Source organism: Streptomyces sp. CBMA123, assembly GCF_014596465.1.
Lineage (GTDB): Bacteria > Actinomycetota > Actinomycetes > Streptomycetales > Streptomycetaceae > Kitasatospora.
In genome coordinates this window covers 1-10368 of record NZ_MECK01000191.1, presented here as the reverse complement: position 1 = coordinate 10368, position 10368 = coordinate 1, and the positions used below count along the sequence as shown (strand labels likewise).

At 74.3% G+C, this 10368-nt stretch carries 11 protein-coding genes and 1 riboswitch; of the genes, 8 read left to right on the top strand and 3 right to left on the bottom strand.

What is annotated here, in order from left to right; translation table 11 throughout:
* The coding region (locus BG452_RS21610) for a DUF3995 domain-containing protein (RefSeq protein WP_188305994.1) at window positions 1-550 on the bottom strand (550 nt) is incomplete at its 3' end.
* A 183-nt stretch (window positions 551-733) separates the two neighbouring features.
* Here BG452_RS21610 and BG452_RS21605 point away from each other — a divergent pair.
* Together BG452_RS21605 and BG452_RS21600 are read left to right on the top strand one after the other, a co-directional pair.
* Window positions 734-1240: an RNA polymerase sigma factor gene (locus BG452_RS21605; RefSeq protein WP_188305993.1), complete on the top strand. Its 507-nt coding sequence runs from the start codon at window positions 734-736 to the stop codon at window positions 1238-1240.
* Window positions 1237-1803: a hypothetical protein gene (locus BG452_RS21600; protein WP_188305992.1), complete on the top strand. Its 567-nt coding sequence runs from the start codon at window positions 1237-1239 to the stop codon at window positions 1801-1803. Before BG452_RS21605 ends, BG452_RS21600 begins: the two co-directional genes overlap by 4 nt.
* A 32-nt stretch (window positions 1804-1835) precedes the next feature.
* Here BG452_RS21600 and BG452_RS21595 read toward each other — a convergent pair whose 3' ends face one another.
* Window positions 1836-2549 carry an IclR family transcriptional regulator gene (locus tag BG452_RS21595; RefSeq protein ID WP_188305991.1) on the bottom strand — a complete coding sequence of 238 codons (714 nt, stop codon included), beginning with the start codon at window positions 2547-2549 and terminating at the stop codon, window positions 1836-1838.
* A 199-nt stretch (window positions 2550-2748) separates the two neighbouring features.
* A riboswitch (SAM riboswitch) is annotated at window positions 2749-2891 on the bottom strand.
* Window positions 2892-3182: 291 nt separating this feature from the next.
* Here BG452_RS21595 and BG452_RS21590 point away from each other — a divergent pair.
* Window positions 3183-3440 carry a hypothetical protein gene (locus tag BG452_RS21590; RefSeq protein WP_188305990.1) on the top strand — a complete coding sequence of 86 codons (258 nt, stop codon included), beginning with the start codon at window positions 3183-3185 and terminating at the stop codon, window positions 3438-3440.
* 73 nt (window positions 3441-3513) lie between these two features.
* On the opposite strand, the gene BG452_RS21585 is transcribed toward BG452_RS21590, so the two are convergent.
* Entirely contained in the window at window positions 3514-4305 is a 792-nt protein-coding gene (locus BG452_RS21585; protein WP_188305989.1) for a class I SAM-dependent methyltransferase, read from the bottom strand.
* Between the two features lie 308 nt (window positions 4306-4613).
* Here BG452_RS21585 and BG452_RS21580 point away from each other — a divergent pair, with 308 nt between their 5' ends.
* The 5 genes from BG452_RS21580 to BG452_RS21560 form a co-directional block, all read left to right on the top strand.
* Entirely contained in the window at window positions 4614-5897 is a 1284-nt protein-coding gene (locus BG452_RS21580; RefSeq protein WP_188305988.1) for a hydroxymethylcytosylglucuronate/cytosylglucuronate synthase, read from the top strand.
* 70 nt (window positions 5898-5967) lie between these two features.
* Window positions 5968-6177, top strand: coding sequence for a hypothetical protein (locus tag BG452_RS45845; RefSeq protein WP_223242545.1), 210 nt, complete (start codon window positions 5968-5970; stop codon window positions 6175-6177).
* Complete coding sequence (locus BG452_RS21570; protein ID WP_188305987.1) at window positions 6174-7607, top strand: ATP-dependent carboxylate-amine ligase; 1434 nt, start codon at window positions 6174-6176, stop codon at window positions 7605-7607. Before BG452_RS45845 ends, BG452_RS21570 begins: the two co-directional genes overlap by 4 nt.
* A gap of 272 nt (window positions 7608-7879) precedes the next feature.
* Entirely contained in the window at window positions 7880-9250 is a 1371-nt protein-coding gene (locus BG452_RS21565; protein ID WP_188305986.1) for a M1 family metallopeptidase, read from the top strand.
* A gap of 88 nt (window positions 9251-9338) precedes the next feature.
* Window positions 9339-10368: RNA ligase family protein (locus tag BG452_RS21560; protein ID WP_188305985.1), on the top strand; the 1030-nt coding region annotated here is incomplete at its 3' end.

Here is a 10368-nt window from a genome sequence, read left to right as displayed (position 1 = left end):
CCGCCGCCGTCCCACCTGTCGCCGCCCCGTCCGCCGCCGGCCCGCCCGTCGCCGCCCCGCCCGCAACCGCCCCGCCCACCACTGCCCCGCCCACCACTGCCCCGCCTGCGGCCGAGACCTGCCAGGCGGCCCGGCCGAGCAGCAGGCAGAGCGGGGTGTACAGCAGCAGGTTGAGCCAGTAGAAGGTGTCGCCCGGGTCCGCCCAGGCGCCGGTCACCCAGACGAGTCCGGCAGTGCCCCGGGCGAGCAGCCCGGCGGCCACCGCCCGGCTCGCCCAGCGCGGCAGCACGGCGGGCAGCCGGCGGGCCAGGGCCGGCAGCCGTCCGCCCTGGACCAGCACCAGCGTCGCGCCGGAGAGGAGCGTCCCGGCGAGCGGGACCAGCGTCTGCGGCGTGAACGGCACCTGGGTGTTGAGCACCAGCTGCGAGAGCCGGGTGGTGCCGTCCACCGGCCAGGTCCGTCCGGTGGCCCAGTAGAGGTGGACCAGACCGTCCACCGCCAGCACCGCGCCGACCGCGGTGGCCCTGCTGCGGATCTTCGTCGACTTCATGCCGTCACCTCGCGGAGTGTCAGGACGCTTGGACACCAGGAGGAGCACCCCGCCGGCCGATCCGTTCCTGTGACGAGGAACACTGCCGTCGGGCGGAAGCCGCGCGGAACCTTTCGCCCTCCCGGGGCCTCCCTCCACGGACCCCCTCGTTTGCCCCTCGACGGAGAGAGCGGAGAGCGCACCATGCAGGAGCCACCGCCCGGCCTAGCCGAGCTGGTCCGGGCCGCCCAGGGCGGCGACCGACTCGCGGCCGGCCGGCTGCTGGACCTGATCACCCCGTACGTCCGCCGGCTCTGCGGCCCGATCGCCCTGGACGACGGCGCCGACGCGACCCAGGAGGCGCTCATCGTGGTCTTCCGCAAGCTGCGCCAACTGCGGGAACCGGCGGCGCTGTACGGCTGGGTGCGGGCCATCGCCGTCCGGGAGGCGGTGCGGTACGCCACCCGGGCGACGCGCTCGCGGCCCGCCGAACTGAGTGAAGTGCCCGCGCCCGGTGACCCCCAGCTCGCCGCGGACATCCGCGACGTGCTGTCCCGGCTCTCCCCCGAACACCGCGCGGTCCTGCTGATGCGCGACCTGGAGGGCCTCGACGAACGACAGACCGCGGCGCTGCTCGCGGTCGCACCCGGGACGGTCAAGTCCCGTCTCTCCCGGGCCCGGCTCAGCTTCCGAAAGGCGTGGCAGCAGTGACCGACAGCCCGATCCCCGAGATGCCGCGCATTCCACAGCCGCCGCAGTGGCCCGTCGCCGACTTCGACCCGGTCCGGCGGCTGCGGGTGATCGCCGCGACCGCACCCGGAGCGGCACGGATCGGCGAGACCGTCCTGGACGCGCCGTTCGAACGGGTCTGGGCGCTCGCCCAGGACCTGGAGCGCACGATGCCGCTCTGGATCCCGGACGTCCGCACCGTGCGGCTCACCCCGTCCGAGCCGGCCGGCCCGCCCACCGCCGGCCCACCCACCGCCGGCCCACCCACCGCCGATTCGCTCCGGACCGCCTCGCTGCAAGCCCGGATCCACGGCCACACCCGGCTGCGGGCGACCTTCGGGATCGACCTCGCCCCCGGCTGGTGCCTGATGCAGAGCCGTCTGGTCCTCGGCGGGATGGCGGCCCGCCCGGAGACCGACCGCACCACCCGCTTCGCCTTCCTCGGCGGCCTGCGCTTCCCCGGGGCGCGCCTCCTCGCCCCGGCGCTGCGCCCGTTCACCGGGGATCCGCTGGCCCGGTTCGCCGCCCTGCTGGACGAGGGGTAGCGGATACCCCGTGCTGACCGCGGGCACGCCGGTCAGGAGCGGCGCAGCGCCTCGGACAGGTGGCCGGCCGCCTCGAGGACCGCCTGGGAGAGGCGGGCACCGGGGTGCCGGGTGAGCCGTTCGATCGGGCCCGAGACGGAGACGGCGGCCACTACCCGCCCGGCCGGGCCGCGGACGGGCGCGGCGACGGAGGCGACGCCGGGCTCGCGTTCGCCGACGGCCTGGGCCCAGCCCCGGCGCCGCACTCCGCTGAGGGCGGTGGCGGTGAAGCGGGCGCCCTTGAGGCCCCGGTGGAGGCGCTCGGGCTCCTCCCAGGCGAGCAGCACCTGGGCGGCGGACCCGGCCTTCATCGGGAGGGCCAGACCGACGGGGACGGTGTCGCGCAGGCCGAAGAGCCGCTCGGCCGCCGCCACGCAGACCCGGACCTCGCCCTGCCGGCGGTAGAGCTGGGCGGTCTCGCCGGTGAGGTCGCGCAGCTGGGTGAGGATCGGGCCGGCGGCGGTCAGCAGGTGGTCCTCACCGGCGGCGGCCGACAGTTCGGCGAGCCGCGGCCCGAGGACGAACCGGCCCTGCAGGTCACGCCCGAGCAGGCGGTGGTGTTCCAGTGCGACGGCGATCCGGTGGGCGGTCGGCCGGGCCAGGCCGGTGGCGTCGACCAGTCCGGCCAGGGTGGCCGGGCCGGCCTCCAGGGTGCCGAGGATCGAGGTGATCTTGTCGAGCACGCCGACACCGCTCGTGTTCTCCATGGACGGGTACTCCAGTCTCAGATCCCGTGGGCCGTGGGTGGGTCCGGCTCACGGGCGCTCCGGTGGGGTGGGAGCGGGGTGGTCAGCGAGGACAGGCCTGCGAAGCGGGCCGAATGCCTGCGCCGGACACGAGATGGGTACGCGAAAGGGCCGGGGCGGGAAGCGCCCGGGCGAAGGACAGCACAGAGAGCACCGTGTCTCCTCATCTTTCCCGCGCCACGTTGGCGACAGGCCGGAGTTGGCACTGACCCCGGACAACACGGCGCGTACTTCGGACGCCGGGTCGAACGGGGAGTTGCCGGGGCTTCGTAGGGCCGGTCCCTCCACCCCTCTGGATGATTCGCGGAGAACCATACAAGATTCCCCGGGTGCCCCGCCAAACCTTTTCCACACCCTCCACACCCGGAGCCTCCGCAACCGCCTGCCCTGCCGGGAATCCCGGCGCCCCGCCGCGAGGACGCGACGCACCCGGCGGAGCACGGCCAGGTCCGTCAGCGGATCGTTGTCGACGGCCACTCCTCCACCGCTGGGCGCCGATCATCCTCGGGCGCACCATCACCGCCGGCCGTCCATGGGGCCGCCGTCGCCCGGCCGTGGTGATCAGCGGCGCCCGGGCACGGAAGAATGCGACGGGTGACCAGCACTCAGCCACTTCCCCGGGGCCTCACCGCCCTGATCCCCGACGCCCGCGCCCGGGCCACGCCCGGTGAGCGGGCCGCCTCCCAACTCCTCCACCTGCGCGAGGCGACCGTGCCCGTGCCGGTCCTCGCCGCGGCCGTCGAGCTGATCGCCCCTCAGCTGCAGGACCCCGACCCGGCCACCCGCGCGGCCGCCACCGCCGTGCACACCCGGCTGCTCACCGCCATCGAGGACGCCGCACCGGGCCGGTAGCCGGAAGGCCCAGGGGAGTTCGCCTGGGCGTTCGATCGAACACCGATGTCTGAGCCGTCCGGCCCCCCGGGGTTCAGACCCGGGCGCTCCGGGCCCGGCGGACGGTGAGCATGTCCTGGGTGTGGCCGATGGCGTAGCTGCCGTCGGGCTGGGCGAAGTGCTGTCGGACGTAGGCGGTGAGGGCGGCCCGGGTGGGGCGGGGGTCGAGGGTGGCGAGGTCGGCGACGTTGACCATGAACTCGGCGACGTCGACGGCCTCGGCGAGGTGGGGCGTGCGGTAGTGGAGGTCGAGGGTCTCCAAGGCGTAGGTGTGGGTGGGGTGGTGGGCGCGCAGACCATCGAGGAGGGCGCTCAGGTCGTAGCGCACGCCGGTGAAGTGGGCGGCCATCCGCATGCAGGGGCTCTCGGGGTTCTGCAGGACGACCAGCAGGGTGCCGCCGGGGGCCGTCCACTCGATGGCGCGGGTGACGGTGGGGAGCCAGTCGGACTCCGGGACGTAGTAGAGCACGTGGGAGAGGTGGACCAGGTCGGCCGGCTCGGACGGCTCGGCGCGGTCCAGCGGCTCGGGCAGGACGCGGGCGCCCGGGCAGGCGGCGATGAGCTTCTCCCGCATGGCGGCGCTCGGTTCGACGGCGATCGTGCGGTCGAAGTACCGGGCCAGGTGGGCGGTGGTGCGGCCGTCGCCCGCGCCGAGGTCCAGCAGCACCCGGCGGTGCGGGAGGCCGGTGGCGACCTCGCTCAGCCGGGCATGGGTGCGCGGCTTCTCGTCGGTGCCGGCGAGGAAGAGGTCGAAGGCCCGGCGGTAGTCGGTGCCGGAGGTGTCCAGCACGCGGACCGGATCGGTGTCGTCGGTCAACTGTTCCATCTGGCGGCCCTCCTGCGGGGTGGGATCGGTACGACTGGGGCGCGGTTCCGGTGGTCGGCTGCGCTGCGGATCGGATGGGCGTCCATTGCAGCCCGTCGCGGCGGCCGGCGGGTGCAGGCACGTTCCTGCCCGTGTGTTGCGCATCCATCGGATTGACTGCTCGTCGTCAATGCACCGAACGGCAACTTCACCTGGTGGGGTGGTTACGTTTCGCTTTTCCGTAGGCAGTCGAACCGACCTGCGATCTCAGGCCTGGTACGAATACGGAGCGACAGGAAAGTCCGTTACAGGCGGGGGAGTTGGTACGGATGACGACGGTACGGATGACGGCGAAGACGACGACGGAGACCCGGACGGTCGCCGTGGCCGGAGTCGAGTTCGGCTGGGGCAGTTCCGGCAAGTTGAGCGCGGTGCTGTCCGCCCTCCGACGTCGCGGCGGCGACCGGCTGAGATTCATCGGGCTGGCCTCCGGACTGGGCAGACCGGTGCTCGCCGAGCAGCCGGTGGAGCGCTGGTTCGACCTACCGGAGCACCGGTCGGCCGAGGAACTGGCCCGGATCGTCCGGACGCAGCGCGTGCAGGCGGCGCTGGTGGTGATGGACGGCGCCTTGGCGAAGGCGCTGCGGGCCTGCGGGGTCCCGGTGGTGTTCGTGGACAGCCTGCCGTTCCTCTGGACGGACGGCGACCGCCCCGACCTCCCGCTGGACACCGAGGTGTACTGCGCCCAGCGGTGCGTGGCGCTGCCGCCGGAGGCCGCCCGGGTGCTGGCCGACGTCCACCGACTCCGGTGGGTGGACGCCGTGATCGCCGACGGCGGGGCCGCCCGCGGCAGCACGCCGACACCGCACCCCCGGCGCGCCCTGCTCAGCCTCGGCGGACTGCGCGCACCCCAACTCACCGACTGGGCCGGCTATCCGCAGCTCGTCCTGCCCGCGGCCCTGGACGCGCTCACCGCGAGCGGGGTCACCGAGGTGCACATCGCGGGCAACCTGCCCGCCTGGCTGGCCGCGCAGTTGGTGGACTCCTGCGCCCACCCGGCCACCACCACCGTCGGCGCCCTCCCCCATGAGGAGTTCCTGCGCCGCCTCGCCGAGTGCGACGTGCTGCTCACCTCCCCCGGCCTCACCACCCTCCTGGAGGCGGGGCAGCTCGGGACTCCCACCATCTGCCTGCCACCGCAGAACCTCAGCCAGATCTTCAACGGCCGATTCCACAGCCGGGCGCTCGGCACCGACACCCGCGTCCGCTGGCCGAAGGAGGTGTTCGACGAGGACGAGGCGCTGGCACTGCGCGCCCACGGCGAGGGCAAGGCCCTCGACCTGATCTACGGCGGCATCGCCCGTGCCGCCGACCTCGGCCGCCCCCGGACGGCAAGGGCCGTACGGGAGGCCCTGGTCGAGCAGCTCGGGCAGCTGGCCGACCCGCCCGACGCCGACCGGACTGGTACCGATCGGACTGGTACCGACCGTCCCGGCCCCGACTGGACGGCGCTGACGACCGCCGTCGGCACGGCAGGCGCGGCGCAGGTCGCCGACGCCCTGCTCCAGCTCCTGGCCGAACGACCTTCAGGGGCCGACGACCCGGCCCGCTGATGTGTCCCCGCCGATCCGTCCCCGCGCCGCCCACGGAATCGATCCCCGACGGAAAGGCCCAGGTGTCCCCGTGTCCCCCACCACGCACCGGCACCCGCACCCGCACGACCTGTGCATCCGCATCCTCGAAGCCTGCAACGCCGACTGCTCCATGTGCGGCTTCGCCCGCACCCGCGACCTGCTGGAGCGCACCCTGTGCGTGCCGCTGTCGCCCGAACTGCCGCAGGAGCAGCGGGCCGTGGCGGTCAAGGCGATCCGGCGCGTCCTGGAGGCGATGTGAACGCGGACCCCGCGAACCCCGCGAACCCCGCGAACCCCGCGCGCGGCGCCCCGCCCGGAGCCGGCACCGACGCCCCGGCCGAGGCCCCGGTACTGCTCCTGGTGGACGACCGGCCGTCCTCCTTCACCCGGTACGCGGCCCGCACCCTCCCGGAGCACCTGGTGCTGCTGCGCTTCGAGGAGCTGCGCGGCGACCTCTCCGAGGACCACCTGCGCCGCACCGCGCACCTGCCCGCGTTCTGGGTGCGCGCCGACGTGCCGCTGGTCCGGGAGGCGGCGCGCTACCGCGAGTGGGTGGCCGGGCTCCCCGCACGGCCGAGCACCTTCTGCAACCCGAGCGAGCCGCGCCAGGCCCTCGCCCAGCGCTTCGCCAAGCTGGCCGGGCTGCCGCACCTGAGCAGCCGACAGGTCGCCTGGGTCCGCGACAAGGCCGAGATGAAGCAGCGCTTCCGTGAACTCGGCCTGCGAACGGCCGAGTTCACGCGAGTCCGGACGGTCGCCGAGGTCGCCTGGTTCGCCGCCACCTACGGCTGGCCGCTGGTGCTCAAGCCGGTGGACTCCTTCGCGTGCGTGGACACCCACCGGCTGGACGGCCCCCAGTCACTGGCCGGCATCGACCTCACCGCCCGGGACTGGATGGTCGAGCGGTTCCTCCGCGGCACCGAGTGGGAGGTCTGCGCGATCATCCACCGGGGCGAGGTGCTGGACGCCTGGCCGAGCGCCATGCCCTGCCGTCCGCTGGACATCGTGGACGGCGCGATGAACGCCAGCATCAGCGTCGGCACCGACGAGGCCCCGCCGGTCGACCTGCGCGTCCTGGTGCAGCGGATCGTCACCGGCATGGTCATCGACCACGGCTACGCGCACATGGAGTTCTTCCTGATCGACGGCCGGCTGTACGCCGGGGAGATCGGGCTCCGGCTGGCCGACTGTGAGATCCCGGCCAACCACGGGCACGCGTACGGCTTCGACGTCTTCGGCGCCACCCTGGACGTCTACCGGGGCATCCGCCCGGCGCTCGACTACCGCCTGCGCCAGTGCGCGGGTGGCCTCCTGCTGCCGCTGCCGGGCTCCGGGACGGTCCGGCGGATCACTCCGACGGAGGACCTGTTGCGTGTCCCCGGGGTGGTCGAGGCCGTTCTCACGGTCGGTGTCGGCGACGCGGTGTCCGCCCGGAGGGCCTCGCACAGTGCCTCGGGGTACGTCCATGTGGTCGGCGCCTCGATCGAGGAGGTGGAACGGCGGATGCGCGAAGTGCTCGGCGCGTTCACCATCGAGCTCGGCCCGGCGACGGACGCCCCGGCGACGGACGGTCCGTCAGCCGACGGTCAGGCTCCCGAGCTCGCGGCTCCCGGCGGCGCGGTGCCGGGCAGCGACGCGATCCCGGGCGTCGGCGCGGCCGGCAGCCCGGCGACGGAAGGCGCACGGTGAGCGACACTCCGACCCGCGAGACCGCGCCCCCGCCGCCCCGCGCTCGCTCTTCCTGGCCGGCCCCTTCATCCAGCTGCCCGCCCCGGCCACCGGCGAGATACCGGCCGACGCCCGGGCGGTGCAGCGGGTGCTGGCCCGGTACCACGGCTGACCCCGAACGCCACGGCTCACCCCGAGCACCACGGCTCACCCCGAACGCCACGGCTGACCCCGAGCACCACGGCTGACCCCGAGCACCACGAACACCCCCACCACCGACAGGAGTTCACGACGTGCGACGCCCCCTCCCCCTACTCGCCGTCCTCGCCGTGCTCCTGTCGGTGGCCACCGCCCCGGTGGCCGCCGCCCCGGCAGCCGCGCCCCCACCGGCCCCCGCTCCGCCCCGCCGCGCCCCCGCCGACCCGACCCGCACCCCCGGCGCCCCCGCCTATACCGTCGAGCTGCGCAGCGACGCCACCGGCGCCCAATGGCGCGGCCACGAGCGGATCGCCTTCACCAACACCTCGCCCGAACCCCTCCAGGAGCTGTACCTGCGGCTCTGGGACAACTTCCGAGGCGGCTGCACGACCCCGTCCGTGCGGGTGAGCGGACTGGACGGCTCCCCCGAGGTCGACTGCACCGCCCTGCGGGTGCCACTGGCCCGCCCGCTGGCCCAAGGCGCCTCCGCCACCGTCGAGTTCGACCTCGCCGTCGACGTCCCGGACGGCATCGACCGCTTCGGCCGGGACGGCGCCTACAGCTACATCGGCAACGCCCTGCCCGTCCTCGCCGTCCGCGACGAGGCGGGCTGGCACCTGGACCGGTACAGCCAGCTCGGCGAGTCCTTCTACGGCCTCGCCTCCGACTTCGCCGTCACCCTCGACCACCCCACCGAGGTGCTGGTCCCCGCCACCGGCACCGCCGTCGACACCCCCGGCGAACCGGGCCGCACGATCACCCGGGTCGGCGCCCGGAAGGTCCGCGAATTCGCATGGGCCGCAGGCCCGTTCAGCCGCATCGCGGGCACCTCCGGCGACGGCGTCCGGATCGCCGTCTACTCGGCCCGCGGCATCACCCCCGACGACGCCCGCGCGATGCTCGACCTCTCCCTGCGCACCATCGACGCCCACTCGCGCAGCTACGGCGCCTACCCGTACTCGGACCTCGCCCTGGTCCTCGACAACGGCTTCGATTTCGCCGGCATGGAGTACCCGGCCTTCGTCCTCGACCGGATCCGCCCCTCCGCCGTGATCCACGAGCTGGCGCACCAGTGGTGGTACGGCATCGTCGGCGACGACCAGTACCGCGCGCCCTGGCTGGACGAGTCCTTCGCCGAGTACGCCATGGACCTCGCCCTCGGCGACACCGGCGAGAACTGCGCCGCCGCCACGCCCTGGCGGAGCGCGGACGAACACCTCACCAACCCGATGAGCTACTGGGACACCCACCCCGACCGCTACGAGGCGGTCATCTACGACCACGGCTCCTGCGCCCTGCACGAACTGCGCCGGCTGATCGGTGCGGAGACGATGTCCGCCCTCCTGCACGACTACGCCCGCGCGCACTGGTACGGCGTCTCCACCACCGCCGAGTTCAAGGCCGCCGCCCAGGCCGCGACCCCCGTCGACCTGGCCCCCTTCTGGCGCGAGCACCGCATCGACTGAGCCCGCGCCCGCGCCGTTAATCGGTGGCCCGCCCCGCTCACCGGCTCCTACAGTGTCCGCCGGATCAAGGACGTTCAGGGAGCCGGACATGCGAGTGCACTACCCCCGGACGCCGCATCTCCCCTGGTCACCGGGGGCCGCGGCGGACGACGTACGGACCGGGGACCTCTCCGGCCTGGCCGGGGCGGAGGTGGTCGTCACCGAGAAGCTGGACGGCGAGAACACCACGCTCTACGCCGACGGCCTGCACGCCCGCTCGCTGGACTCCGCCCACCACCCGTCCCGGGCCTGGGTGAAGGGCCTCCAGCACCGGATCGGCGCCCGGATCCCGGACGGCTGGCGGATCTGCGGCGAGAACCTGTTCGCCCGGCACTCCATCCCGTACACCGATCTGGACAGCTGGTTCTACGGGTTCTCGGTCTGGACGGACCAGGACCACTGCCTGGGCTGGGACGACACCGTCCGCTTCCTGCGCCGCCTCGGCGTCCCCGCGCCCCGGGTGCTCTGGCGCGGCCGCTACGACGAACGGGCCCTGCGCGCCCTGCGGTTGGACCTGAACCGGCAGGAGGGCTACGTCGTCCGGACGGTCCGGGGCTTCCCACGGGCCGAGTTCGGCGAGCGGATCGCCAAGTGGGTCCGCCCGCAGCACGTCCGCACCGACACCCACTGGATGCACGCCGCCGTGGTGGCGAACGGCCTCGGCCCCAACGCCCCGCTCTGGGACGTGCGTTCGGGCCGACTGCCGGAACTCCCGCTGCTGGCCGAGGCCTTGGGCCTGACCGCACTCGACACCACGCCGCAGGAGTTGGCTGAGGTCTCGGCCCGGCTGGACGAACTCGGCCGCACCGGCGACGCCCGGCTGGCCGGCGTCCTCGCCACCGCGCTGCGCACCGCCCGCCGGGAGTCGCTCGCGCCCCGGCTCGCCGACCGGCTCGGCCTGCCGCTGGCCCGCCGGGTCGCCGACCTGGTCGGTCTCCACCCCGGCCTCCAGCAGCCGTACCCGGACGAGGAGCGCCGCACCGGCCTGGTCCGGCTCGCCGGCGCGCGGCCCGGAGGGGGGGCGGGGGGGGAAAGAGGGTACGGCCGGGGGGGGGGGGGGGGGGGGGGGGGGGGGTTGG